23 protein-coding genes and 2 tRNA genes are annotated in these 26,596 nt (G+C 54.2%); 5 read left to right on the top strand and 20 right to left on the bottom strand.

The window, feature by feature from the left end:
- Positions 1 to 44: 44 nt before the first annotated feature.
- The 16 genes from pnp to rlmE form a co-directional block, all read right to left on the bottom strand.
- Positions 45 to 2,162: a polyribonucleotide nucleotidyltransferase gene (gene pnp, locus REIFOR_RS02440; RefSeq protein ID WP_100256047.1), complete on the bottom strand. Its 2,118-nt coding sequence runs from the start codon at positions 2,160 to 2,162 to the stop codon at positions 45 to 47.
- 237 nt (positions 2,163 to 2,399) lie between these two features.
- Positions 2,400 to 2,669, bottom strand: a complete 270-nt coding sequence (rpsO, locus tag REIFOR_RS02435) for a 30S ribosomal protein S15 (RefSeq protein WP_100256046.1) — start codon at positions 2,667 to 2,669, stop codon at positions 2,400 to 2,402.
- Positions 2,670 to 2,803: 134 nt separating this feature from the next.
- On the bottom strand, positions 2,804 to 3,724 hold the full coding sequence (gene truB, locus REIFOR_RS02430; protein WP_100256045.1) for a tRNA pseudouridine(55) synthase TruB: 921 nt from the start codon (positions 3,722 to 3,724) through the stop codon (positions 2,804 to 2,806).
- Positions 3,725 to 3,726: 2 nt separating this feature from the next.
- On the bottom strand, positions 3,727 to 4,140 hold the full coding sequence (gene rbfA, locus REIFOR_RS02425) for a 30S ribosome-binding factor RbfA (RefSeq protein ID WP_100256044.1): 414 nt from the start codon (positions 4,138 to 4,140) through the stop codon (positions 3,727 to 3,729).
- A gap of 70 nt (positions 4,141 to 4,210) precedes the next feature.
- Complete coding sequence (gene infB / locus REIFOR_RS02420; RefSeq protein ID WP_100256043.1) at positions 4,211 to 6,814, bottom strand: translation initiation factor IF-2; 2,604 nt, start codon at positions 6,812 to 6,814, stop codon at positions 4,211 to 4,213.
- 17 nt (positions 6,815 to 6,831) lie between these two features.
- A complete protein-coding gene (gene nusA, locus REIFOR_RS02415) occupies positions 6,832 to 8,325 on the bottom strand; it encodes a transcription termination factor NusA (RefSeq protein WP_100256042.1) in 1,494 nt (497 codons plus the stop codon).
- Between the two features lie 68 nt (positions 8,326 to 8,393).
- A complete protein-coding gene (rimP, locus tag REIFOR_RS02410; protein ID WP_100256041.1) occupies positions 8,394 to 8,849 on the bottom strand; it encodes a ribosome maturation factor RimP in 456 nt (151 codons plus the stop codon).
- Positions 8,819 to 9,835 (bottom strand): hypothetical protein, encoded by a 1,017-nt coding sequence (locus REIFOR_RS02405; protein ID WP_100256040.1) that lies wholly within the window; start codon positions 9,833 to 9,835, stop codon positions 8,819 to 8,821. Before REIFOR_RS02405 ends, rimP begins: the two co-directional genes overlap by 31 nt.
- 45 nt (positions 9,836 to 9,880) lie before the next feature.
- Positions 9,881 to 9,957: transfer RNA gene (locus tag REIFOR_RS02400), tRNA-Met, on the bottom strand.
- 114 nt (positions 9,958 to 10,071) lie between these two features.
- Positions 10,072 to 10,158, bottom strand: a tRNA-Leu gene (locus tag REIFOR_RS02395).
- A gap of 7 nt (positions 10,159 to 10,165) precedes the next feature.
- Complete coding sequence (gene secG, locus REIFOR_RS02390) at positions 10,166 to 10,516, bottom strand: preprotein translocase subunit SecG (RefSeq protein ID WP_100256039.1); 351 nt, start codon at positions 10,514 to 10,516, stop codon at positions 10,166 to 10,168.
- 6 nt (positions 10,517 to 10,522) lie between these two features.
- Complete coding sequence (gene tpiA / locus REIFOR_RS02385) at positions 10,523 to 11,272, bottom strand: triose-phosphate isomerase (protein WP_100258673.1); 750 nt, start codon at positions 11,270 to 11,272, stop codon at positions 10,523 to 10,525.
- A 119-nt stretch (positions 11,273 to 11,391) separates the two neighbouring features.
- Positions 11,392 to 12,738: a phosphoglucosamine mutase gene (gene glmM / locus REIFOR_RS02380; RefSeq protein WP_100256038.1), complete on the bottom strand. Its 1,347-nt coding sequence runs from the start codon at positions 12,736 to 12,738 to the stop codon at positions 11,392 to 11,394.
- A gap of 20 nt (positions 12,739 to 12,758) precedes the next feature.
- Positions 12,759 to 13,544 (bottom strand): dihydropteroate synthase, encoded by a 786-nt coding sequence (gene folP, locus REIFOR_RS02375; protein ID WP_100258672.1) that lies wholly within the window; start codon positions 13,542 to 13,544, stop codon positions 12,759 to 12,761.
- A 162-nt stretch (positions 13,545 to 13,706) separates the two neighbouring features.
- Positions 13,707 to 15,623: an ATP-dependent zinc metalloprotease FtsH gene (gene ftsH / locus REIFOR_RS02370; protein WP_100256037.1), complete on the bottom strand. Its 1,917-nt coding sequence runs from the start codon at positions 15,621 to 15,623 to the stop codon at positions 13,707 to 13,709.
- 10 nt (positions 15,624 to 15,633) lie between these two features.
- Positions 15,634 to 16,278 (bottom strand): 23S rRNA (uridine(2552)-2'-O)-methyltransferase RlmE, encoded by a 645-nt coding sequence (gene rlmE, locus REIFOR_RS02365; protein ID WP_100256036.1) that lies wholly within the window; start codon positions 16,276 to 16,278, stop codon positions 15,634 to 15,636.
- Positions 16,279 to 16,360: 82 nt separating this feature from the next.
- On the opposite strand from rlmE, the gene REIFOR_RS02360 reads away from it, so the two are divergent.
- Positions 16,361 to 16,675 carry a YhbY family RNA-binding protein gene (locus REIFOR_RS02360; protein ID WP_100256035.1) on the top strand — a complete coding sequence of 105 codons (315 nt, stop codon included), beginning with the start codon at positions 16,361 to 16,363 and terminating at the stop codon, positions 16,673 to 16,675.
- Between the two features lie 38 nt (positions 16,676 to 16,713).
- Here the strand turns inward: REIFOR_RS02360 and REIFOR_RS02355 are convergent, their stop codons facing one another.
- Positions 16,714 to 17,709, bottom strand: coding sequence for a branched-chain amino acid aminotransferase (locus tag REIFOR_RS02355; protein WP_100256034.1), 996 nt, complete (start codon positions 17,707 to 17,709; stop codon positions 16,714 to 16,716).
- A gap of 165 nt (positions 17,710 to 17,874) precedes the next feature.
- Positions 17,875 to 20,700, bottom strand: a complete 2,826-nt coding sequence (gene glnE / locus REIFOR_RS02350) for a bifunctional [glutamate--ammonia ligase]-adenylyl-L-tyrosine phosphorylase/[glutamate--ammonia-ligase] adenylyltransferase (RefSeq protein ID WP_100256033.1) — start codon at positions 20,698 to 20,700, stop codon at positions 17,875 to 17,877.
- A gap of 188 nt (positions 20,701 to 20,888) precedes the next feature.
- Between glnE and REIFOR_RS02345 the strand changes: the two genes are divergently transcribed.
- The 4 genes from REIFOR_RS02345 to REIFOR_RS02330 are packed head-to-tail and all read left to right on the top strand — an operon-like array spanning position 20,889 to position 25,092.
- The gene (locus REIFOR_RS02345) at positions 20,889 to 22,085 is read left to right on the top strand and encodes an ABC transporter substrate-binding protein (protein WP_100256032.1); all 1,197 of its coding nucleotides are present in this window, start codon (positions 20,889 to 20,891) and stop codon (positions 22,083 to 22,085) included.
- 26 nt (positions 22,086 to 22,111) lie between these two features.
- Entirely contained in the window at positions 22,112 to 23,830 is a 1,719-nt protein-coding gene (locus REIFOR_RS02340) for an ABC transporter permease (RefSeq protein ID WP_100256031.1), read from the top strand.
- A 4-nt stretch (positions 23,831 to 23,834) separates the two neighbouring features.
- Positions 23,835 to 24,473: an ATP-binding cassette domain-containing protein gene (locus tag REIFOR_RS02335; RefSeq protein WP_100256030.1), complete on the top strand. Its 639-nt coding sequence runs from the start codon at positions 23,835 to 23,837 to the stop codon at positions 24,471 to 24,473.
- Positions 24,466 to 25,092 (top strand): CDP-alcohol phosphatidyltransferase family protein, encoded by a 627-nt coding sequence (locus REIFOR_RS02330; protein WP_100256029.1) that lies wholly within the window; start codon positions 24,466 to 24,468, stop codon positions 25,090 to 25,092. The genes REIFOR_RS02335 and REIFOR_RS02330 overlap by 8 nt, the downstream gene beginning before the upstream one ends.
- A 9-nt stretch (positions 25,093 to 25,101) precedes the next feature.
- On the opposite strand, the gene REIFOR_RS02325 is transcribed toward REIFOR_RS02330, so the two are convergent.
- Together REIFOR_RS02325 and REIFOR_RS02320 are read right to left on the bottom strand one after the other, a co-directional pair.
- A complete protein-coding gene (locus REIFOR_RS02325) occupies positions 25,102 to 26,142 on the bottom strand; it encodes a GMP reductase (RefSeq protein ID WP_100256028.1) in 1,041 nt (346 codons plus the stop codon).
- A 146-nt stretch (positions 26,143 to 26,288) separates the two neighbouring features.
- The gene (locus REIFOR_RS02320; protein WP_100256027.1) at positions 26,289 to 26,543 is read right to left on the bottom strand and encodes a YfhL family 4Fe-4S dicluster ferredoxin; all 255 of its coding nucleotides are present in this window, start codon (positions 26,541 to 26,543) and stop codon (positions 26,289 to 26,291) included.
- Between the last annotated feature and the right edge of the window lie 53 nt (positions 26,544 to 26,596).

Here is a 26,596-nt window from a genome sequence, read left to right as displayed (position 1 = left end):
AAAACCCGCCGGTTGGCGGGTTTTTTTGCGTCTAGACCGGGCCTTTAGGCTGTTACTTTGGCCTTGTCTTCTTCAGTTACTTCTTTCATCGATAACTTAACTCGACCGCGGGCGTCGACGTCCAATACCTTAACGTAGACCTCTTCCCCTTCTTTGATCTTGTCGGACACCTTCTCTACACGCTCTGCAGCGATCTGAGAAATGTGCACCAGGCCATCTTTACCCGGCAAGAAGGTTACGAAGGCACCAAAGTCGGCCAGTCGTGCAACCTTACCGAGGTAGACCGTACCGATCTCAGGCTCAGAGGTAATGGCCAAGATACGATCACGGGCCGCGTTGGCCGCTTCCTTGGTCGGCGCATAGAGACGAATAGAGCCGTCATCCTGGATATCGACCTGCGCGCCAGTCTCTTCAACGATGGAGCGAATCATCGCGCCGCCCTTGCCGATTACGTCGCGAATCTTGTCCTGATCGACCCGCATGGTCTGCATGGTCGGGGCATTATCGGGCAGTTCTGGACGCGCATAGCCAATGACCTGGGCCATCTCGCGGAGAATATGCAGACGCGCTTCCATGGCTTGCTCGAGCGCAATTTCCATAATCTGTTCGGTAATGCCATGGATTTTAATGTCCATCTGCAGCGCCGTAATACCGTTTTCGGTACCAGCAACCTTAAAGTCCATATCACCCAAGTGATCTTCATCGCCCAAGATGTCGGTCAATACGGTGAACTGATCACCCTCTTTGACCAGACCCATGGCGATACCGGCCACCGGGAACTTAACCGGCACGCCAGCGTCCATCAGGGCCAGAGACGCGCCACAGACCGATGCCATTGATGACGAACCATTGGATTCGGTAATCTCAGACACGACTCGTACAGTGTATGGAAAATCGTCGATCGACGGCATCATGGCCAAAACGCCACGTTTAGCCAACCGACCATGACCGATTTCACGACGACCAATGCCACCCATACGACCGGCTTCGCCGACGCTGAACGGAGGGAAGTTATAATGCAGCATGAAGTTGTCGGTCACAGTACCGGCCAACATGTCTTCCATCTTACCGTCACGCAACGTACCTAGCGTCGCGGTGACCAAAGCCTGGGTTTCGCCTCGGGTAAACAGAGCCGAGCCGTGGGCCCCGGGCAGTACATCGATCTCAACCTTGATCGGACGAACGGTCTTGCCGTCTCGGCCATCGATACGCGGGTGACCATCGACGATGCGCTTACGCACGGTAGCCTTTTCAATTTTGCTGAACATGGCGCTGACCGACTCTTTCGAGGTTTCGCCATCCGCGCTGGCTAAGGATTCGATAGCCTCGGCACGCAGAGCAGATAGGGCGGTGTAACGCACCATCTTGTCGGCCACCTGATAGGCGTCAGAAATACGCGCGGTAAAGGCGTCAGCGACTTTGGCTTTCAGCTCAACGTTCTCAACAGCAGGCTGCCAATCCCAGCTTGGCTTGCCGTTTTCGGCGGCAAAGGCTTTGATCGCTGTGATCGCGGTTTGAAATTCTTCATGCGCGAACAATACCGCACCCAACATCTGATCTTCAGACATTTCTTGGGCTTCCGATTCAACCATCAAGACCGCATCTTCGGTACCGGCAACAACCATGTTCAAACGCGAACCGAGCAGCTCTTCGTAGGTCGGGTTGAGCTGGTAGCCGTTGGCATCGGTGTAGGCAACGCGCGCGGCGCCAATAGGACCACTGAATGGAATGCCAGAGATGGCCAAGGCCGCCGAGGTCGCCAGCATAGCAGCGATATCCGGGTCATCGGTCTTGTTGGCCGACAGGACGTTGATAACAACCTGCACCTCATTCATAAAGCCCTTAGGGAACAAGGGCCGAATTGGACGGTCGATCAGACGCGAGGTCAGAGTTTCTTTTTCGGACGGACGACCTTCGCGCTTCAGGTAACCACCGGGAATGCGACCAACGGCATAGTGCTTTTCTTGGTAATGCACGGACAGCGGGAAGAAATCCTGGCCCGGTTTGGCCGAGTCGGTGGCCACAACAGTCGCCAGCACGATGATGTCACCAATGGTACACAAAGCCGCGCCGGTGGCCTGGCGGGCAATACGACCGGTTTCCAGGGTGACGTTCTTGCCACCAAAGGTAAAGGTGGTGGTTTTCGGGATAAGTTCAAGCACGGTAATTTCCTCGTAGAGACGGTAACAACGATGCTTCTATCACTGCGCTGGAGGGTATCGCAAGATGCTCAAGCACACTGATAGAAGCCCCAATGCAATACTGGGCGGTAATCGTTGTTAGGCCGTTTTTTATGGGTGGAGTCAATATAGAAGTCGTAGCAATGGCAGTCAACAAGGTCGTCGGCAGCCGAAAATGACAAAAGGCCCCATTGGGGGCCCTTTTTAGAGAACGCGGTCTTATCGACGTAGGCCGAGACGCTTGATCAAGGTTGCGTAACGAGTAACATCTTTGCTCTTCAAGTAATCCAACAGCTTACGACGCTGGTTTACCATCCGTATCAAGCCACGACGCGAATGGTGGTCTTTCGCATGTTCCTTGAAGTGAGACTGCAAGGTCTCGATGTTGATCGTTAACAGAGCGACCTGAACTTCAGGAGAACCTGAATCACCTTCGCTTTGACCGTATTCTTTGACAATTTCTGCTTTCTTTTCGACGCTTAATGCCATCGTTTAGTTACTCCATGAATGTGCTATTGATAGAAAATGCTAGCCGTGCACATTAACAGCTGCATTCCTGTCATCATCGACCAGACTGATGAACGGTGGAAATTATACACGAGGGCTGAACACGAACCAACCTCTTAAACATCTGCCCGAGCAATTAGCCGTTCAGGCTGCAGCCGGCCCACGTCAGAGACTTGCCCGACACCCAAGAAATCCTGATCCGGGCCATAGACCCGGGCCTGACCCGGCGCATGATCGGTCTGCACGTCATTGCCATTGGAGAAATACTTGGCCCGATCCGCCGTCAATTGGATCACCGGCAGATCGATCAGTAGCTGGTCGATCGAGATCAATAGCTGATCCATCTCATCGATAGCACCGCGCTCTTGCAGCTCGATCAGGGCGTCCAAACTGATCGCTTGGGCGATATTAAACTGGCCGTGCTCCGTGCGGCGCAACGCAGTAACGTGCGCAACCGTGCCCAATGCAACGCCAATATCGGCCACCAAGGTACGAATATAAGTACCCTTGGAGCACTTTACTTCTAGGCTAAGGTCAGGACTGGCCCAAGCGTTCAGGCGGTTCTCGAAGATGCTCACCGGACGCGCCGTCAGTTCAATTTCGATGCCCGCACGCGCCAACTCATAGAGCTTCTTACCATCGCGTTTTAGGGCCGAATACATCGGTGGAATCTGTTCGATCGGGCCGACAAAACGATCTCTCAGGACGGCCTCAATGTCGGCGGCACTCAGCTCCGGAACCGCAGCGGTGGCAATGATCTGCCCTTCGGCGTCGAGCGTGTCGGTGGCGATACCGAGTAGACCCGTGGTCAAATAACGCTTATCGGCATCGAGTAGAAATTGGGTGAACTTGGTTGCCTCGCCGAAACAGATCGGCAGCAGGCCAGTAGCCAAGGGATCAAGCGCACCGGTATGACCGGCCTTCTGCGCCTGGTATAGCCAACGTACCTTTTGCAACAGTGCATTGGAGGAAAAGCCGTGCGGCTTGTCGACTAGGAGCACACCGTTGAGTGGGCGCCCTTTGCGGCGTCGAGCCATCTTTATTCTTCCTCTTCGGACGCCTGGGAGCGCAACGTGTCTTCTGATACGGCACGGTCGATCAGCGCCGATACCTTGGACCCGGAGTCAATAACCGCGTCGTAATGGAACCGGAGCATCGGTATTACCCGCAGACTGAGCCCGTGAGCCAAACGCGTGCGCATAAATCCCGCCGCATTATTGAGTACCTTCTGCTGCTCGATGCGGGTCTTCGCTTGGGCTTCTTCGTCCGCCTGCGGGCCAAAGGCCATGCAGGTAAAGTAGATCTCGGCATAGGACAGGTCGGTTGACACCTTGACGTCATTGACCGTGACCATACCGACCCGAGGGTCCTTCACTTCTTGTTGGATTATCTTAGACAGATCGCGTTGAATCTGATCCCCAATTTTCCGAATGCGGCTCATATTACTGGCCATATCACACCTCTCTAAAACGAAAAAAACCGGCCAGCCGCGAGGCCTGGCCGGTTTCTATTTATTACTGCAATTAGTCGTCGATGGTACGGGCGACTTCACGGATATCAAACACTTCAATCTTGTCATCGACCTGGACGTCGGTGTAGTTCTTCACACCGATACCACATTCCATACCCTGACGAACTTCCTGGACATCGTCTTTAAAGCGCCGCAACGACTCGAGCTCGCCTTCATAGATCACGACCTCTTCACGCAACACACGGATCTTCTTGCTACGATGCACAGAGCCATCGATAACCATACAACCGGCTATCTGACCGTATTTGGGTGAATTAAAGATGTCACGCACAACCGCTAGGCCGACGAACTCTTCACGCAATTCAGGTGACAACATGCCGTTCAATGCCGCTCGGACATCATCGATCAGGTCGTAGATAACGTTGTAGTATCGTAAATCCAAACCACCGCGTTCGATAACTTCTCGGGCATTGCCGGTCGCACGAACGTTGAAGCCGAACACTACCGCATGAGCGCTGATAGCCAGATTGGAATCGGACTCGGAGATAGCGCCAACACCACTGGACACTATATTAACCTTAACCTCGTCGTTACCCAGCTTGAGCAATGAACCGGTTATGGCTTCCAACGAACCGCGGACATCCGCCTTCAGGACGACGTTGAGCACTTTGCGCTCGGAACCGTCCATGTTGGCAAACAATGCATCCAGCTTTGCAGCCTGCTGCAAGGAATGTATCGCGCCTTTGGTGCGCGAGTAGCGCAGGTTAGCAACATCGCGTGCAGCCCGTTCGTTCTCGGCAACAACAAACTCATCACCGGCATTGGGCGTACCGTTCAGGCCCAGCACTTCAACTGGAATCGACGGTCCTGCTTGATCAGCCGGCTTACCGGTCTCGTCAAGCAGGGCACGTACCCGACCGTAAAAGGAACCGGCCAAGATAACATCACCGCGCTTCAATAAACCCGACTGCACCAGGACGGTAGCAACCGCGCCACGTCCTTTGTCCAGGCTGGATTCGATAACCACGCCTTTACCAGGACCGGTGTGGTGAGCTCGCAATTCCAGCAATTCAGCTTGAAGTGACACGGCTTCTAGCAATTCGTCGATGCCTAGACCCGAATGGGCCGACACTTGGATAAATTGCGTATCACCGCCCCACGATTCCTGAATAACACCGTGCTGCGAGAGCTCGTTGATCACGCGTTCCGGATCAGCGCTTTCTTTATCCATCTTGTTGATCGCGACCACGATCGGCACGCCGGCTGCACGCGCATGTGTTACCGCTTCGATCGTCTGAGGCATAACCCCATCATCGGCGGCGACCACCAAGATAATAACATCGGTCGCCTTGGCGCCACGGGCACGCATGGCGGTAAAGGCCGCGTGTCCTGGTGTATCCAAGAAGGTAATCATGCCGCGGGCAGATTCCACATGGTAAGCACCAATATGCTGAGTAATACCGCCTGACTCGCCAGCCGTAACTCGAGACTTACGGATAAAGTCGAGCAAGCTGGTTTTACCATGGTCGACGTGACCCATTACCGTGACGACCGGTGCACGAGGACCGACCTCGCCACTGTAGGTAACTTCCATCATGGTATCTTCGAGCAGGTTATCGTTAACAATAAGGTATTTGTGACCCATTTCTTCGGCGATTAAGATGGCCGTATCCTGATCAAGCGGCTGATTCACCGTCGCCATCACACCCATCTTAAACAACATCTTGACCACATCGGCCGACTTAACGGCCATCTGTTGGGCCAATTCGCCAACGGTGATGCTTTCACCAATTTCCACGACACGAATAACTGGCGCCGTCGGTTTTTCAAACTGGTGCTCAAGATTCTTCTTCGCTTTCTTGGCCTTGCGGCGACGGGCGCTGAAGCTATCCTCGTCGAGCGCTGTCAGCATCTGTTGATGCTTGTTGCCCGAACGGTGCGTTGATGCACGTTGCACTTCAGCTTTCTTGCCAACCTTCTTGTGACCGGCTTTGCGGCCACTGTCAGCAGCTGCTGCATTACCATCTTCCGTGCGTCGAACCGGCTCGCGATCCTTAGAATGTTTCTTCTTATCGGAGGTGCGGTCTTCTTTACCCATCTTCGCTTCAGCGCCGGCAACATCGCCTGCTGGAGCTACGCTAACGTTTGGCTGACTGAGCGCTGCGGCGCCTTTAGACGGCTCAGTACTGTCGGCTTCAGAATTCTGAACGCCTTGATTTTCTTTGGCTTTCTTTTCTAAAGACGCCTTCAAACGCGCCGCGTCAAGCGTCGCATCTTCTTTGGCACGCTGAGTGGCACGATCGTCTTCAACCTTAACAACCGGGACACCTGCACTGTCTAATTCTGCGCCTTCTACTTCATCGCGTTTCACATAGGTTCGTTTCTTGCGAACTTCGATGCTAACGGTTTTAGATTTAGAGCCACCGCCGGACTTTAAGGTCGTGGTGATTTTCCGCTTGAGGGTAATCTTGGTTGGGGCATCACTGCTCTCACCATGACTGCTCTTCAAATGCGACAACAACTTATGCTTCTGGTCGTCATTCACCGAATCTGATTCGTTCTTATGTGGTAAACCGGCCGCACCCATCTGAGTGAGCAGTTTTTCCACTGGCGTGCCGACGGACTCGGCTAACTGTTTTACCGTAACTTCTGACATAGAGCTCTCCTTACCGCCTATTCGTTTTCAAACCATGGTGCGCGAGCAGCCATAATGAGTTTGCCGGATTGTTCTTCTTCCAGACCCGTAGCTTCCATAAACTCATCAATGCTTAACTCTGCGACATCTTCCATGGAAACAATGCCTTTACTTGCTAATACAAGCGCTAAGTGTTCATTCATGCCTTCAAGGGCCAACAAATCTGCATGGGGCTGCGCAGATTCGAGTTCTTCTTCAGAGGCCAATTCCTGCGTGAGCAGTATATCTTTAGCCCGCTGGCGCAACTCATTAACCAAGTCTTCGTCAAAACCGTCGATTTCCAGCATCTCGCTAAGGGGCACATACGCCACCTCTTCCAGCGTGGTGAAACCTTCTTCGACAAGCGCAATGGCGATTTCTTCATCTATATCCATCTTGCTGACAAAATGACTAACGAGCTGTCCTACTTCCTGTTCTTGCCTGGCACCTGCCTCATCTTCGGTCATGACATTAATTGTCCAGCCCGTCAGTTCACTGGCCAAACGAACATTCTGTCCGCTCCGACCGATGGCCATCGCTAAGTTCTCTGCCGCGACGGCAACCTGCATGGAATTGGTTTCTTCGTCCATTACTATGGAGGCGACTTCTGCAGGCGCCATGGCATTAATAACCAACTGCGCAGGGTTGTCGTCCCAGAGAATAATATCGACTCGTTCATTGCCCAGCTCATTCGAGACGGCCTGAACACGTGAGCCGCGCATGCCGACACAAGCACCGATCGGGTCAATGCGCTTATCATTAGTCTTAACCGCAATTTTTGCCCGTAGACCTGGGTCACGAGCACAAGCGCGGATATCTAACAGCTCTTCTTGAATCTCCGGCACTTCTATACGGAACAATTCAATTAGCATATGGTTGCTTGATCGACTCAACTCAAGCTGGGGGCCGCGACCTTCAGGCTTGATGCTGTGCAGGACGGCTCGAACGCGATCCGACATGCGGAAATTTTCTCGACCAATCATCTGCTCTCTAGGCAACACGGCTTCAGCATTATTGCCCAAGTCGAGGATAAGACCTTCACGCGAAACCTTCTTGACCGTCCCGGACACCATCTCACCAATCCGATCACGGTAGGCATCAACGATTCGAGCGCGCTCGGCATCGCGAACTTTTTGCACTATTATCTGCTTGGCTGCTTGGGCGCTGATGCGGCCGAATTTTTCGCCTTCGATTTTTTCTTGATAAACATCACCCGGCTGTAAGGTTAGGTCAACCTCATGCGCTTCCTGGGTTGTCCACTCAGAACCGAGGGTAGGGACTCCGCTATTGTCCATTACTAACCAACGACGGAAGGTTTCATATTCACCGGTCTTACGGTCTATAACGACGTAAATATCGGGCTCTCCTTCGTCATTCAATCGCTTTTTCGCGGCGGTTGCTAAAGCCAATTCCATCGCGTCGAAAATTACTTCGCGGGAAACGCCCTTCTCATTTGCAACTGCATCTACGACTAGGAGAATTTCTTTACTCATCGTTTCAGCCCCTTCCTTTCGCTTGAGCGTAACCGCTCGTTGAATTTAAAATCATTATTAACTAAAAATTACTTAAAGTTCGGAATGACCCGACCTTTCTCGACACTTTCGATGGGCAGTAAAAACTCGACACCATCGACCGCCACAATTACATTTTCATCTTCAATACCGCCGAGCACGCCTTTAAAGTTTTTACGGCCTTCAAAGGCATGGCGCAATTTAATTTCAGCCCATTCACCAGTATAAGCGGCGTACTGTTCAATAGTGAACAGCGAGCGGTCCATACCAGGAGAAGAGACCTCAAGACTGTAGTTTCCAGTAATGGGATCTTCGACGTCCATTACGGCGCCAACCTGCCGACTTACTTCCGCACAATGATCAACATGAATACCATCTTCGTGATCGATAAAGATCCTCAGCGTTGAAAACTTACCATTACGCAGATATTCAATACCCCACAGGGTAAAGCCCATTCCTACTATCACAGGCTCAATCAAAGCCTGTATTTCATCGTTTTTTGCCACGAATAACGCCTATTCTTACCTTGTAACATCATTCTAGAAAAATTCAGAATGACAAAAAAAGGCCAACTGCAGCAACACAACAGGGTACCTTGTGTCGCCAGAGGCCCATCCACACCAAGCGCACCAAAAAAAGCAACGCTCAAAAACCAAAAAACCCCTACATGAGGGGCCTTAAATACATCCTTTTTTCGAAACACCCCCAGGTATTTCAGCGCATGCTTCACAGCAGGCACTTTAACCAATGCTGCGCGGGATAAACCCACCCAGACTTTGATCATACAACGGCTTACCAAAGCAAACCGTTCCTTGCATCTCAATTGCCTGCGCAACCAAATTTGAAACGGTCCGCGCTCGGCGACGACCTTGATCGGCAATGCCGATTTGTTCGCCTGGTTTCGGGTTTTACGCCAAAACCCAATTGGTAGCGGGGGCCGGATTTGAAACGGTCCGCGCTCGGCGACGACCTTGATCGGCAATGCCGATTTGTTCGCCTGGTTTCGGGTTTTACGCCAAAACCCAATTGGTAGCGGGGGCCGGATTTGAAACGGTCCGCGCTCGGCGACGACCTTGATCGGCAATGCCGATTTGTTCGCCTGGTTTCGGGTTTTACGCCAAAACCCAATTGGTAGCGGGGGCCGGATTTGAAACGGTCCGCGCTCGGCGACGACCTTGATCGGCAATGCCGATTTGTTCGCCTGGTTTCGGGTTTTACGCCAAAACCCAATTGGTAGCGGGGGCCGGATTTGAAACGGTCCGCGCTCGGCGACGACCTTGATCGGCAATGCCGATTTGTTCGCCTGGTTTCGGGTTTTACGCCAAAACCCAATTGGTAGCGGGGGCCGGATTTGAAACGGTCCGCGCTCGGCGACGACCTTGATCGGCAATGCCGATTTGTTCGCCTGGTTTCGGGTTTTACGCCAAAACCCAATTGGTAGCGGGGGCCGGATTTGAAACGGTCCGCGCTCGGCGACGACCTTGATCGGCAATGCCGATTTGTTCGCCTGGTTTCGGGTTTTACGCCAAAACCCAATTGGTAGCGGGGGCCGGATTTGAACCGACGACCTTCGGGTTATGAGCCCGACGAGCTACCAGACTGCTCCACCCCGCATTAAAACGTTATAATTACCGGCCTTTCGACCGCGCAAATTATACGGACAGGGCCCTTATGTTGCAAGGAACCTCTGCCTTCACAATAGAGCCTGCATCAAACAGGTTCTAGGATTGGTGCCGACGACTAGACTCGAACTAGCATGGGCCGAAGCCCACCACCCCCTCAAGGTGGCGTGTCTACCAATTTCACCACGTCGGCTTAAACTTTACTCGGTTGGTAGCGCACTGGCAGGTGATTCAATTACCGAAACCGGTACATCGGAACCTACTGGTGACGCCTCAACAGAAGACGGAATGTCGATACCCGCTATATTTGCTGCCTTCTGCTTAGCGATAAACGCCAAACTCAAACTGGTTATAAAGAAACAAGCGACCAGCACTGCGGTAGAGCGGGTTAAAAAGTTCCCGCTGCCCGATGAACCAAACACCGTTTGCGACGCACCGCCACCAAACGATGCGCCTGCTTCAGCGCCCTTGCCTCGCTGGATCAGAACAAAGGCAACCACACCAATTGCCAATAGAACATGAACCAATAAAATTAAATTTTCATAAATCATCTGAACTTACCCTTGAGCAGCGTTGCAAATCGCTACGAATTCTTCGGCCATCAATGACGCGCCGCCTACCAGTCCGCCGTCTATATCGGGCTGACCAAACAACGCCTGGGCGCTGGAAGCCTTAACGCTGCCACCGTACAGAATACGTGTTTTGGCGGCAACAGCTGCATCTTCAGCGGCCAACAGCTGGCGAATAAAGGAGTGTACGTCCTGCGCCTGTTCCGGGGAAGCGGTTTTACCGGTTCCAATGGCCCAAACAGGTTCGTAGGCGATCACAACTTTTTCAAATGCCTTAATTCCGACCTGAGTGAGTACGGCATCGATTTGCTCTTTGCAAATCTGCTCGGTAACACCGGCTTCACGCTGCTCCAGTGTTTCACCGATACACAACATTGGAATCAAGCCGGCGGCTAAAACCGCAACAACTTTTTTCGCAACGATGGCATTAGTTTCGCCGAACAGTTCGCGCCGCTCAGAATGCCCGACAAGAATATACTGGCAACCAAAGTCTTGCGCCATGGCCAGGTTAGTCTCGCCGGTAAAGGCACCCTTCTCTTCGAAGTGAATATTCTGCACGCCATATGCGATAGCCGAACCTTTCAAGCTGTCAGCCAACTGCGGTATATAAACAGCCGGTGGAAAAATAGCCGTATCTGCAGAGCCATTAAAGCCTGCTTTAAACGCTGCCAACAGAGCTGCATTAGAGCTCATGTCGCCATTCATCTTCCAGTTTGCTGCTACTAATAAACGTCGCATAATACCTGCCTCCATCGAGCGGGCGCAGAGTGTACTTAGTTTGCTCTGGCCTCGCAAGAGTCAGAGCAGGGAAATACACCCGAATTAAAAAAAATAAGCTATTAAATCAACTAATTAGCTTAGAGATTGGCAACAGCGGCCGACACAGCCGAGGCCAGCGTCTTGCAAACCGCCTTCACGGTCGTAATGTCCTCGCCCTCGACCATAACCCGAACTACCGGCTCGGTACCGGAAGGCCGCAGCAATACACGACCGGTTTCGGCCAATACCTGCTCGGCCTGCGCCATCGCGCTTTGCACTGCCGGTAAGGCTAGCACATCCACTCTCTGGGGCAGTTTGACATTGATCATGACCTGAGGATATTTACGCATACCCGATTTGGCTTGCGCCAGAGTCTGATCACTGTCGCGCAGTGCGCATAGCACCTGTAACGCGGCCACAATGCCATCGCCGGTCGTGGTCACATGCTTACAGACGATATGACCGGAATTCTCGCCACCGAGCGGCCAAGCCCGAGTGTTCAACTGTTCCATAACGTAGCGGTCGCCCACATTAGCGCGAATCAACTCAAGATCGAGCTTCCTCAGCGCTACTTCGAGGCCAAGGTTAGTCATCAGAGTACCAACAATGCCCTGCCGAATCACGCCCTTGCCTTGCAGATGCTTAGCAAGGATAAAGAGCAATTCATCGCCATCGACGGCCTGACCTTCTTGATCCACCATCAATAAACGATCGCCATCTCCATCGAAGGCGATGCCCAACTGAGCGTTTTGCTCCAGAACCGCTTTTTGCAGTGCGGCTGGGTGGGTCGAACCGATTTGATCGTTGATATTCAGGCCATCAGGCGCCGCGCCAATGACATGAACGGTGGCACCGAGCTCGCGAAACACCTTAGGTGCCACGTCATAGGTCGCGCCATGAGCGCAATCAAGCACGATATGCATGCCGTCTAGATTTAGATATCCAGAAGTCGACTTGCAAAATTCAATATATCGACCACTGGCATCCTCAATCCGTCGGGCTTTACCCAGCTCGGAACTCGGCACCGTCTGCAGCACAGCGTCCAACTCCGCCTCGATGGCGAATTCAATGTCATCGGGCAACTTGGTGCCATCGGCGGCAAAGAACTTGATGCCGTTATCATAAAACGGATTGTGTGACGCGGAGATCACGATGCCAGCATCGGCGTGGAACGCGCGGGTCAGGTAGGCAACCCCCGGGGTCGGCATGGGGCCGACCAGCAGACTGTCGCACCCGGCCGCAGCCAGGCCCGACTCGAGTGCCGATTCAAACATATAACCCGAAATACGGGTGTCCTTGCCGATTACAATCTTACCCTTGCCCGCGCGCGAAAAAACCCGACCCGCGGCCCAGCCAAGCTTCAGAAAGAACTCTGGGGTAATGACGCCCTGCCCCACCTCGCCCCGAATCCCATCGGTACCGAAATATTTTTTTCCGTTGCTCACGTCATTATCTCCAATTATGGCTAGTCGGACCGCTCCAAGCGAACCGCATTTAACATTCGAACGACATCGACCGTTGGCGCCACATCATGGACGCGAACGATCCAGGCACCCTTCAGCACCGCTGCCGCGACCGTCGCCAAGCTGCCGTAAAGGCGCTCATCGACCGGCTTATTGAGTACCGCACCAATCATACTTTTACGCGAGGTACCGACCAACAGGGGCAATTGATCAATCGCCAAATGATCGAGTCGATTAAGCAGTTGAAGATTATGCTCCAGCGTCTTGCCAAAACCAAAACCAGGATCCAATAACATACGATCCCGAGCAATGCCCGCCTCCGCGCAGGCTGACAGCCGATGCTGAAAAAATGCGCCAACCTCGGCCACGACATCGGCGTAGCGAGGCTGGCTCTGCATTTTATCGGGTTGACCCTGCATATGCATCAAACAAATTGCCAAGCCGGTCTGAGCAGCTGCCGCCAAAGCACCCGGTCGCTGCAGGGCGCGGACATCATTGATCAGCCCAGCACCGTGACTGGCAGCCGCCAACATCACCAGCGGGGTGCTGGTATCGACCGACACCAGGGTGTCGAAACGGGCCGACAGGGCTTCGATCACCGGCACCACGCGCGCCAGCTCCTCGGCCTCCGATACCGCCAGAGCGCCGGGCCGAGTACTCTCACCGCCGACATCAATTATCGCCGCACCGGCCTCAATCATAGCCTCAGCCTGATAGAGGGCCTGGTCCAACCCGACAAAACGCCCACCATCGGAGAATGAATCCGGGGTGACATTCAACACACCCATCACATGGGCCGAGGTCCGGGACAGGCTTTTGCCGTTAAAGTGATAGTGAGTGTCCAACAGCCTTCCTAGTGTTGAATGCGTTTCGCAATAGCGTTTGCCTAGCACTATATAAAAAAAGTCGGCGCAAGGCACCGACTTTAATATTGACTCCCTTGGATCGACTCAGTCGTCGGATCGTTCGGGGTCTGGTTCTTTCTTATCGTCCTGCTCTTCTGGCTCATCCGATCGAATCGGTGGCATCTGTCGATGCCGATCGTCCCAACCCTTAGGCTGTCTTGGCTTTTGACCCGACATGATGTCTTCGATTTGTGCCGCATCAATGGTTTCATATTCCATCAAAGCATCTTTCATCGCTTCCAGCTTGTCTCGATTGCCTTCCAGAATCTCAGTGGCCTCTTTGTAACAGCGCGCTAAGATATCCTTTATCTGCTCATCAACCTTTTGGGCCGTCACGGGTGACATACCGGCAACCGATGATTGACTGCCCAAGTAAGTCTGTTGTTCGTCTTCAAACTGCTGTGCACCAAGCTCGCTCAGACCCCACTTGGTCACCATATTGCGCGCCAACGATGTGGCTCGCTCGATGTCATTTGACGCACCGGTGGTGACGCCTTCCTTGCCAAGGGTCATTTCTTCAGCGATTCGGCCACCGTAAAGACCACAGATCTGACCTTCGAGGGCACGTTTACTGATCGAATAACGATCTTCTTCGGGCAAAAACATGGTTACACCCAAGGCGCGACCGCGGGGAATGATACTGACTTTGTAAACCGGGTCGTGTTCCGGAAAAAGATTTCCAACGATAGCGTGACCGGCTTCATGATAGGCGGTATTGGTCTTCTCTTTTTCCGACATGACCATCGCTTTGCGTTCTGCGCCCATCATAATCTTGTCTTTGGCCCGATCAAATTCCTCCATATTCACCATCCGCTTGTTTAGACGGGCAGAAAACAGGGCAGCCTCATTGACCAGGTTGGCGAGGTCAGCACCGGAGAAACCGGGCGTACCACGTGCCACGATGCTCGCGTCGACGTCATCGGCAATCGGCACCTTACGCATATGCACTTTTAATATCTGCTCGCGACCGAGAATGTCCGGCAAGCCGACCACAACCTGACGGTCAAAGCGACCCGGACGCAGTAAGGCGGGATCGAGCACGTCAGGGCGGTTCGTCGCAGCGATCACGATGATGCCATCGTTGACTTCAAAACCATCCATCTCCACCAGTAACTGGTTCAGGGTCTGCTCGCGCTCATCATTACCGCCGCCAATGCCGACTCCGCGTGAACGGCCCACGGCATCGATCTCATCGATAAAAATAATGCACGGTGCCTGCTTCTTGGCCTGTTCAAACATATCCCGCACGCGCGAGGCACCGACACCGACAAACATCTCGACAAAGTCGGAACCGGAGATGGAGAAGAACGGCACCTTAGCTTCACCGGCAATCGCCTTGGCAAGCAGGGTTTTACCCGTACCGGGGGGGCCCACCATCAACACGCCACGCGGAATCTTGCCGCCGAGGCGCTGATACTTACCTGGATCGCGCAGAAATTCGACCAGCTCTTGGACATCTTCCTTAGCTTCTTCGACACCGGCCACATCCTTAAAGGTGGTCTTAATTTGGTCGTCGCCGAGCAAACGCGCCTTGCTCTTGCCAAAGCTCATCGGGCCTTTACCGCCTCCGCCTCCGCCTTGCATCTGACGCATGAAAAACATAAAGACGCCAAGAATAATCAAGATCGGAAAGGATGCGACAAACAATTGAGTCCAGATGCTGGGCTGATCCGGCTGTCGAGATTTCACCTCCACATTATTGTCGATCATAATGTCAATCATCGCCGTGTCATCATTCGATGCCGGCCGAACGGTCTGAAACAAGGAACCGTCCTTGCGTTCGCCATAGATATTAAGGCCGGCGTAGGTGACGGTTCTAATTTGATCTTGCTCCACTTGCTGCACAAAACGGGAATAACTCATCTCGTCAGGGGCCGTGGTCATATCAAAATTCTTAAACACCGCCAGCAAAACCACTGCGATTATCAACCAGAGTACTAGATTCTTTGCCATATCGTTCATTTTTACCTTCTTACGCAGACGGCTGCGTGTCTGCTAAACCCTTGTACCCCGTTGCAACCAGATAGGTCTCTCGAGACCTGGTCCGGGATGCATCCGGTTTACGCATTACGACCTTAGTAAAGTGCTGCCTCACGGTCTTAACATAGGCGTCGAAGCCTACCCCGTGAAACACCTTGGCGACAAACCCCCCGCCGGGCTTCAGTATTGCTTGAGCCATTTCGAACGCCAGCTCTACCAAATACATCACCGCAGGTTGATCAATTACCGCATTACCGCTCATATTGGGGGCCATATCCGAGATTACAAGGTCGACGGGATCGCTCCCAATACAATCCTGTAACGCCTTATATACCGCGTCATCGGTGAAGTCACCGTGGATAAATTCGACCCCGGCGACGCTGTCCATCTCAAGTATATCGGAGGCCACTACGCGACCTTGAAAGCCGACCTGTTTAGCGGCGACTTGCGACCAACCCCCCGGTGCCGACCCCAAATCTACGACCGTCATTCCGGAGCGGATCAATCGGTCCTTTTCGCACAGTTCTAACAGCTTGTAGCTGGCACGACTGCGGTAGCCATCCTGCTTGGCCATCTGGACATATTTGTCGTCAAAATGCTCTCTAAGCCATTCTTGACTATTTTTTGGGCGCGCCACGGAAAATCCTCTTTAGTGATTTCTGTCGATCTACAGTACAATTTGCAGTGTTACACCCATATTAACATGAGATTTACTGATTATGAGTTTGAAACAGAACGACAAAAAGGGTTTACGGACCATCGGCCATCAGCTAAGCCCAGTGGTAACCGTTGCCGAAAACGGGCTAAGCGCGACGGTTTTAGCGGAAATTGAACGCGCTTTGAACGATCACGAACTGATTAAAATTAAATTCGTCACCGAAGATCGTGACAATAAGAAGGCCCTGATCGCAGAGGTCATGGAGCAGACCAATGCCACCTTGGTGCAAACCATCGGGCATATAGCGCTGATTTTGCGCAAGGTGACCAAACCGAACCCCAAGTTATCTAACTTAAAGCGGTTCAGCCATCTCTGAGTGACGTGCGACCAGACCGCTGGGTCTGGCCGCCGGCCTTAAACGCGTGTCAGCCATCCGTGCTGATCGGCAGTCTTGCCCCACTGTATATCGTTTAGCGCCTGACGTAATTTCAGCGTGCTTGGACCTGCCAGCCCAGTGCCGACGGCATAATCTCGCCCCTGATGAATAAGCGTACCCACCGGCGTTAACACCGCTGCAGTGCCAGACAGTGCCGCTTCGGTATTGGCTTTGGCGGCACGGGTCAATAATTCCTCGACCGATATATTGCGTTCGCTTACGGTCATACCCATATCGGCGGCGAGCTTTAATAGCGAATCCCGAGTAACACCATGCAAAAAACTGCTGTCCAAGCCTTTGGTGATGATTTCATTACCATCGATGAGAATAAAGTTTGCCGCGCCCGTCTCCTGGACATCGCCATTCGGGCAAAACAGGATTTGGTCAGCGTCTACGCTATCGCGCGCGCGGGCTATCGGCCCCAAGGCACTGGCATAGTTACCACCGCTTTTGATCATGCCCATATGCGGGGCGCAGCGCATGCCGTCTTCTTCCAACAACAGGCGCAACGGCTTGGCGCCACCGGCAAAGTAATCCCCGACCGGCGAAAGCAGAACATACAAGATTGAACTCAGGGTGGCCGCCGCCGCCTTGCCGATGGCTGCCTCAGTGCCTATGTGGGTCGGTCGGATATACATCGAACCCGGCTGCTCCGGAACGTCGTGGGCGAATTTCTTAACCACCTCGATAATCATTTGACCCAACTGAACCGGATCCACGGCAGGCAAACTCAAGAGCCGACTGCTTTGCATCATGCGCTTAATATTGGCGTCCATACGAAATATATGGACACTGCCGTCGGCATGTCGAAACGCCTTAAGACCTTCAAAACAGGTACTCGAGTAGTGCAAGACATGCGCACCCGGATGCAGCGCGATGGCTTGCGCATTGACCAGTTCAGCGTCACTCCAACGATTGCCTTCAAAGGTGGTCAACGCCATTTCGGGCATAAAAACGGTACCAAATGCTGCCATATAGATTCCCTAAAGCACCGAGCACCTTGTGGCACCGCGGTAAATGGTTGGTGGTAAGTATAGGTGGATTATTATTGGCGTTATTGTATGACATTTGTGATACCGGACACTAGCGCCAAAATGCCATGACAGGCGTTACTTGGTGCGCGGGGCTCGTGCGCTGAGTCACTCCGTCGGATCCAGATAGCGTTGCCAATAGTCGATTACCTGACCACGAATATGCGCCAATTCCGGTGCCAGCTCGCTCAGGTTTCGCTGGCTGGACTCGCCCTTGAGGATGGCATGATGTACTTCCTGGCGCAGCGTAAGGTAGGCTGCCAGGAGGTTTTTTCGGTCAGCTTCAGCGAAGATCTGACAACGATAGAGCGCCTCGATCGAGCGCACGTTGTCCGACCATCGGGTCAGTTGCGGCGAGTCATGGGCATGCGCCAAGATCAGAAACTGGATCAAAAACTCCAAATCAACGATTCCGCCGGCATCCTGTTTGAAGTCGAACTGCGCGTCAGCCCCCTGTGCCCGACTGGACAGATGGGCGCGCATCTTATCGCGCATGGCGAGGACGTCGCAGCGCAAACTGTCTATATCGCGGGGCTTGGCAAGCAGTTCAGCGCGCAGGGCGTCGAAGCCATGCTTTAAGCTTTCGTCCCCGGCGATAAATCGCGCTCGGATGAGCGCTTGATGCTCCCAGGTCCAGGCCTTGTCCTGTTGATACTTGGCAAAGGCCGTCAGGCTGCTAACCAGCAGTCCTGAGTTGCCGGACGGACGCAGTCGAGTATCGATCTCGTAGAGTCGTCCGGACGGGGTAATAGCGCTCAGCAGATGAATCAACTTTTGTCCCAGTCGCGCCATAAAGACCCCGTTATCAATAACCTTGGGGCCTTCGGTAACGCCCTGGACAGAGGCATTGTGCAAAAAAACCAGGTCTAGATCGGACTCATAAGACAGCTCCAAGCCGCCCATCTTGCCATAGGCGATGACGCCAAAGTCTGGATCGCACCAGTCGCCGCCGGCCTTACTGGGTCGACCGTGACGGGCCACCAATTGACGCCACGCCAGCGCCAGCGACTGATCGACCACCACCTCGGCCACCCAGGCCAGGTAGTCGGATATTTTCATCAATGGCAGCACGCTGGATATTTCGCACGCCGCCGCACGCAGCACTCGAGCATGGCGGAAATGGCGCAACAGCTCCATCTGCCGCTCAAGATCATCCTCCGGAACGCGCAGTAGGAGCAGATGCAACTCGGCCCGCAATTCGGCCCGATCGGGCAAGCGATACAGGCTCGCCCGATCCGTCAGCTCATCGAGCAAAAAGGGTTTTTCCTGCAACTGCCGGGCAAGCCAAGGGCTGGCCGGCACCAGCTTGACCAGTTCGGCAATGGCTAGCGGATTTTCTGCAAATAGTACGAAATAACTGCTGCGCCGGACGATGGCCTCCAAGAGTGGGCGGATACTGACCAGTCGCGCTGGCGCATCCCGGTAGCGGGCCAATTCCAGCCATAAGCGAGGAATGAAGCCGGCCATATTGTCCCGGGCGACCACGGATAGGCGCTGCACCGCAGGGATCTGGGCCAAGCTGAGCATCGACTCGGTCAAGTCAGGATCCGGATCGGCGGCACCCTCGATCCAGCTTCCGCTGCGCCATGCCTGCATATAAGGCAGCAGCTTTTGATTAACTTGGATCTCGACCTCTTCCGCGATCAGATCCGAGAAATGGCCGTGCACCCGGTCGCGATGACGGCTCAGATCGACCAACATAGCCGACACCGACTCGGCACCGAGCGACAGGGCAAGACGCTCGCGCGCCACCTCATCGGTCGGCAGCAATTGCGTTTGCTGATCGTTGATCGCTTGAATGCGGTGCTCCAAATCGCGCAAATGATCATAGGCCGCGGTCAATTCATCGACCGCAGCCTCCGGCAGCAATTCCAACCGAGCAAGGGCTTGCAGCACCGGCCAGGTGCCGCGCTGTTGTAAGAGTTCTTCTTGGCCACCACGAATCAGTTGAAACACCTGGGCGATGAATTCGACTTCCCGAATCCCGCCCCGGCCCAACTTGATGTTGTCATCACCATGCTGGCGCTGAACTTCCTGTTGAATCTTGCTTTTTAGCTCACGCAGCGCGCCGAGCGCCTGATAATCAACATAAGTGCGGTATACAAAGGGGTGCAGCAAATCCGCCAGGGCCTGCTGCGCCGCTTCAGGGCCGGTTACTGGGCGAGCCTTGACCATGGCAAAACGCTCCCAAAATCGGCCCTGGAGTAAATAATAGTTTTCCAATGCCGCGTAGCTTGAAACCAATGCGCCCGACTGACCCCAGGGGCGCAAGCGCATATCGACTCGAAACACAAAGCCCTCGGCGGTGCGCGCGTCCAGCACGTGGATCAGCTTGCGGGCTACTCGGGTAAAAAACGCCTCATGGCTGCGCCCACCACTGGTGGTACCTGGCCCGGAATAGCTGAAGATCAGGTCGATGTCAGACGACAGATTGAGTTCCTCGGCGCCGTGTTTGCCCATGGCCAACACCACCAGCTGCGCGGGACCATCCGAATAGTCACAGGGGGCGGGCAGTCCGTCCTTGGCTTGCCAAAAGGCCATACACCAGGCCAAGGCGCAACGCAGTGCGGCATCGGCCAAGGTCGATACCGCTTGCGCGGTTTGCGCTACACTGTTGAGATGCCATATATCGCGAGCCATCAGTCGCGCCAGGTGGCGATTGCGCCAGACGCGCAAGTCCAACATCAGGGCTACCTCACCCTCGAGCGACCAGTGCTGTGCCAGCGCCGTCAATTCGTCTACCGGATTTGCCGGCGCCTTAAATTGCGCAACCATTAGAAGCCAATCTTGCTGGGTCTGAACCCAACTAGCCAACCAAGGGCTGGCCAGGCACAAACGCACGACGGCGTCCCGGGCTGCGGCGTCGAGAGCACTGCAACGAGCGTCTTGGCAAAGTCGGTCACGTTCCTGGGAGAGTTTTTTGGCAAGGTGCATGGGCAGTCCTTGTGCGACAGAAAAATCGATTCCAGCTACACTTTAGTCGTTTTTGGGTCATTTTATTAGTGCGTAAAACGGGACCTTATCAAGATGGGGACTGTCATCTACCGGTCGACAGTGCGATCATCTGAGTAATAATTTTTATCATTGGCCCAAGGCCATGCCAGTAACCAAGGACAGCTTTCATGATCCAGCGTACCCCTTTTCGACTCTTGGCCACAACCCTGCTATCTACCGTTACCCTGGTCGGCGCCGCCGACTGGCAAGACATTAGCAACCAGGCTAAGGGTCAGACCGTTTACTTCCATGCCTGGGGCGGTGATGAGCATATTAATAGCTATATTCAGTGGGCTGGCGAACGGGTCCAAGAGGATTATGGGGTCACCGTCAAGCACGTTAAGAACGTCGCGCCCAATGCCGTCAATCAGGTGTTGTCTGAAAAGGCGGCCGGAAAACAAACCGGTGGTGCCGTGGACCTAATTTGGATCAATGGTGAAAATTTTGCCAATATGAAGGCAAACGACCTGCTCTACGGCGCCTTTACCCAAGACCTACCCAACTACCGCCTGGTCGATACCGAACACAAACCGACCACCCTATTCGACTTCACGACCCCGGTCGATAACTTGGAAGCGCCCTGGGGCATGGCTCAATTGGTGTTTATGTACGACAGCCAATATGTCGCCCAGGCGCCGACTTCGGCGCAGGAGTTACTCACCTTTGCGCAAAACAACCCGGGACGATTCACCTACCCGGCCTTGCCGGCGTTCCATGGCACGACCTTTGTGAAACAGATATTGAGTGAATTGACCGAACAAAACCCGGCCCTGTACACACCCGTTGCGCTGGCCGATTTTGACGCCATAACGGCATCATTATGGCAATATCTTGACGCGTTACACCCCTTGATGTGGCAAGAGGGTAAAACCTTTACCGATGGCGCGCCGCGCATGAAGCAGCTGCTCAATGATGGCGAGATCGCGATATCCCTGAGCTTTAACCCCTTTGATGCCAGCAATGCCATCGCTAATGGCGACTTACCGGACACGATTCGCACCTATATTCACCGCAGCGGTACCATTGGCAACACCCACTTTGTCACCATTCCCTACAATGCCAGCAATCCACAAGGCGCCATGGTCTTCGCTAACTTCCTGATGTCGCCCGAAGCGCAGGCACGAAAAGCCAATACCACGGTCTGGGGCGACCCGACCGTACTGGCCATGGCGAAACTGTCGAACGCGCAGCGCAAGGCGTTCACCGACTTGCCGATGGGCGTGGCGACCCTGTCCAATGAGCAACTTGCGAAGGTCTTGCTGGAACCCCATGCTAGCTGGGTCGCGGCAATCGAACAGGCGTGGCTGAGCCGATACAGTCAATAAGGTCTCGGCGCCAAGATGAGCCGATCATGACGCTGCGCCTGAGCCACCCGCTCGCCATCATCCCCTGGCTGACGGTGGCGATCTTCTTAACGCCGGTGATACTCGGCCTGGTCGGTACCTGGCTGCCAGCCTTTGGGTGGTTTCCAGCTATCGGACTGGATCGTTTGAGCCTCGCACCCTGGTCTAACCTGTTTAGCCACCCAAGCTTCCCGGGGGCATTGCGTCATACCCTGGTGACCGGACTGGGCGCAGCTGCGCTGGCCTTGGTCTCTACGGCACTCTTATTGATAGGTGCCTATCCGTCGGCGCTGTTCAGTTGGTTGGAAAAATCCTTGGCGCCCATCCTATCGATTCCTCATGCTGCTTTTGCCATTGGCATGAGTTTTCTGCTCGTGCCCAGTGGCTGGCTGGTGCGCCTGCTCGCGCTGATGAGCGATCGTTTAGACCGACCGCCACTCTGGTCAACCTTTCAGGATCCGCACGGCATCAGCCTGATTGTCACGCTGGCGCTGAAAGAAATCCCGTTTTTATTGCTGATGTGCCTGGCGATATTGCCCACCCTAAAGGCTCAGCAGACGCTTTGGCTCGCCAATAGCCTGGGCCACAGCAACCGATTCGCCTGGCTATGGTTGATCTTCCCACAACTCTACCGGCAAATTCGACTGCCCTTTTTTGCTGTGTTGGCCTACTCCCTAACCGTTGTCGATATAGCGGTGATCGCCGGACCCACTACCCCGGCAACGCTGGCGGTATTGATTACCCAGTGGTTCAATGATCCGGATCTCAGCCAACGCACCGTTGGTGCCGCCGGGGCCGCAACACTGTTAATGCTATTGTCATTAATTATGGCGGGCGCCCTGCTGCTGGAAAACCCTCTGCGTCGACTGCGCAGTCATTGCCTGGAACGCCGCCTTAGCGGTCATTGGCCGGCTTGGGAAAAGCCGATGGCGCGCTTGATCAGCTTTGTTTTGCTGTTCTTTTATGCCGCCGCTTTACTGATCACCCTGATATGGGGCTTGGCGGCACAATGGCGCTATCCTGATGTACTGCCCAGTCGCTTCTCGCTCGACAAGGTGGCACATTCCTTAACGCAACTGTCCGATCCGCTCTGGTGCACTCTGTTGTTGGCCACCCTATCGGCATTGTTGGCCATTACTGTAGTGGTCGGGTGCTTGGAAAACGAGGTTCGACTGAAATATGGCGGCCAAAAGGTCCGCGGACAAAAGATCCTCGTGCTGCTTTATCTGCCATTACTAATTCCGCAAATCGCCTTTATCTTTGGTTTTCAGGTTTGGTTGATTCGGGTTGGGCTGGACGGTACCTTTGTCGCATTGCTCTGGTCCCATCTAGTCTTTGTGGTGCCCTATGTATTTTTGACCATAAGCGGACCCTATCGACAGTTTGATGATCGCTTCAGCTGGCTAGCGCTGTCCTTAACCGGTCGGCGCGCGCACAGCTTTTGGCGCATCAAACTGATAATCTTACTGCGCCCGATTCTATACGCCTTCGCCACCGGCTTTGCCGTATCGATCGCCCAGTACCTGCCGACGATCTTTGTCGGTGCCGGTCGCTTTGCCACCCTGACCACAGAGGCCGTTGCCCTAGCCTCGGGCAGTGACCGTCGGCTGATGGCGGTAATGGCCCTGTGGCAGCAGCTGTTACCGCTAATTGTCTTTGCGCTGGCCACGCTGATTCCCGCTTATCGCTTTCGACATCGTCGCGCGATGAGCCAGACCGTGAGTTAAGCCTATGAGTATGCAATTGCAAAATTATCAACTGTGCCGGCACCAACAGCCGCTCTTTAAGGCCTTCAGCCTAACCGTTGCAGCGGGTGAGATTGGCGCCATAACCGGCATTAGTGGCTCGGGCAAGTCGACCCTGCTGGCCGATATTTCCGGTATTTTGACCTCGGCATTCAAAAGTAGTGGGGAAATTCTGCTCAACGGCAATTCTTTGCGCACCGTGCCGATCGAGCGCCGTCAGGTCGGTATCCTATTTCAAGACGATCTGTTGTTTCCACATCTTAATGTTTTTGAGAATCTCCTCTTTGGCCTGCCGGCGCATTTTTCACGCGGCGAGAAAGCCGCTCGTATCCAGGACGCCTTGAGCGAATCCGGCCTCGGCTCTTATGCCTTGCGCGATATCGCCACCCTGTCCGGCGGCCAGCGGGCGCGGATCAGTCTGTTGCGCACGCTCTTGTCAGAACCCAAACTGATGCTGCTCGATGAACCCTTTTCAAAGCTGGATCGTGCCCTACGCGGGCAGTTTCGCGCGTGGGTTTTTGAACAGTTAGGGCATCAACATATTCCTGTGGTCTTGGTGACCCATGACCCGGAGGACATACCCGATGGCAGTCGAATAGTTGACTTGGAGGCACCCGATGCTTGATCGCTTAACCTTAAGGCTGGTGCGACCTCCGCTGCTTAGAATGGCCCGGTACACAGTGCGCGTTGGCGTGACAGCCGACCACGTGACGCTGCTCGGCTTTGCCATCGGTATGCTCGCGCTGCCAGCCTTGGCGACCGGCCATTTTACCGCGGCGTTGCTGGCTATCGGCCTGAATCGAATCTTGGATGGCTTGGATGGCGCGGTGGCGCGCCTTACTCAAGCTACTGAGCGAGGCGCCTATCTCGATGTAGTGCTCGATTTTATCTTTTACTCGGCGGTGATATTTGGTTTCGCCTTGGCCGATCCGGGACGCAATGCTTTGCCGGCAGCCGGCCTAATCTTTGCCTTTGTCGGCACCGGCTCAAGTTTTTTGGCCTTCGCGGTGTTTGCCGAGCGCTTTGCGCTGCACTCGATGCGTTACCCCAACAAAGGCTTTTACTATCTCACCGGCATTGCGGAAGGTACTGAGACGATAGGTTTTTTTGTCCTGATGTGCCTGTTGCCAAACGCCTTCCCGACCCTGGCTTGGGTGTTTTTTGGGCTCTGTGTTCTGACTACCCTGAGTCGGGTGGTGGGCGGTGCCCACACCCTCAAGACGTTGACCAAAGCACCGCACTGAGCGCGACAATTAACTATTGAAGAGTCGATTTTCCTGCTCCTGAACGCGGATAAAGGTGGTCCGCTTGGACAGCTCGCGTAACGCGGCAGCCCCGACATAGGTGCAGGTTGAGCGCACACCGCCCTGTATATCGAGCATGGTCACGGCCAGTGGACCGCGATAGGGAATCTTCACCGTCTTGCCTTCGCTGGCTCGGTAATTCGCCACTCCGCCATGGTACTTGTCCATCGCCGTATCGGAACTCATGCCATAGAAGAGACGATATTGACGACCGTCTTGTTCAACCAGATCGCCGCCACTTTCATCATGTCCGGCCAACAGGCCACCGAGCATAACAAAGTCGGCACCGGCGCCGAAGGCCTTGGAGACATCGCCCGGGCAGGTACAGCCGCCGTCGGAAATGACGTGTCCATTGAGACCGTGGGCCGCATCCGAGCATTCAATCACCGCGGACACCTGAGGATAACCAACACCGGTTTTAACCCGGGTGGTGCAGACCGAGCCAGGGCCGATCCCGGCCTTAACGATATCCGCGCCAGATAAGAGCAGCTCTTCGGTCATTTCACCGGTGACCACGTTACCCGCGACGATGGTTAGGTCGGCGTATTCGGCGCGCACCCGACGCAAAAACGTCACGAAGTGCTCGGAATAGCCATTGGCCACATCGATGCAGAGAAACTCAAGGCCACTGTGCAGTGCCAATATCGCGCGTAACTTATTCAAGTCGGCATCGGAGGTGCCGCTGCTAACCATAATATGGGGCAACACGGCCGGGTCAATGTCGTGCAGAAAATCCTGCCATTGCTCAACCGAATAGTGCTTATGCACTGCCGTGAGCATCCGGAACTCGGCCAGTACCAAGGCCGCGGCAAAGGTCCCAACCGTATCCATATTGGCGGCGATAATGGGCACGCCGGTCCAGGTCTTTTTACTGTTCAGGAAGGTGAAGGTGCGCTCGAGCGAGACTTGGGAACGGGATTTTAAGGTCGACCGTTTGGGGCGGATCATGACATCTTTAAAACCCAGCTTAATATCATTTTCAACGTGCATAGCGGCTCCGGATGTTGGTAGGCAATCGATAACTCCGGTGTCCAAGGCTAGCACGCGGCCGAGTGCAGTCCAATCTATTTTATGACCGATTGGTCAGGCAACGGCCGATGCAAGAATCTAAGCTCGAGGCGAGCAATCGAAAAGGGCTAGGCGGGTATCGCGGTAATGCGGGTGTACTTGTCTTGCAGCTGCTCGCTGGACTCAACGTGCTGTGGATCGAGCGGGATGCAGTCGACTGGGCAAACTTGCTGGCACTGTGGCTCGTCGTAATGGCCGATGCATTCGGTACAGAGGGCCGGATCGATCACATAGATCTCCTCACCCTCCGAGATGGCGTTATTCGGGCACTCCGGCTCGCAAACATCACAGTTGATGCATTCATCGGTAATTAACAGCGCCATAACGCAGATCTCCTCCGAGAGTTTTCAACCAAGGCCGGCTCAGTGCGCAGACG

The sequence above is a fragment of the Reinekea forsetii genome (assembly GCF_002795845.1).
Classification (GTDB): Bacteria; Pseudomonadota; Gammaproteobacteria; order Pseudomonadales; family Natronospirillaceae; genus Reinekea; species Reinekea forsetii.
Note: the sequence above shows the minus strand (reverse complement) of the source record. Positions and strands in the feature narration are given on the sequence as shown.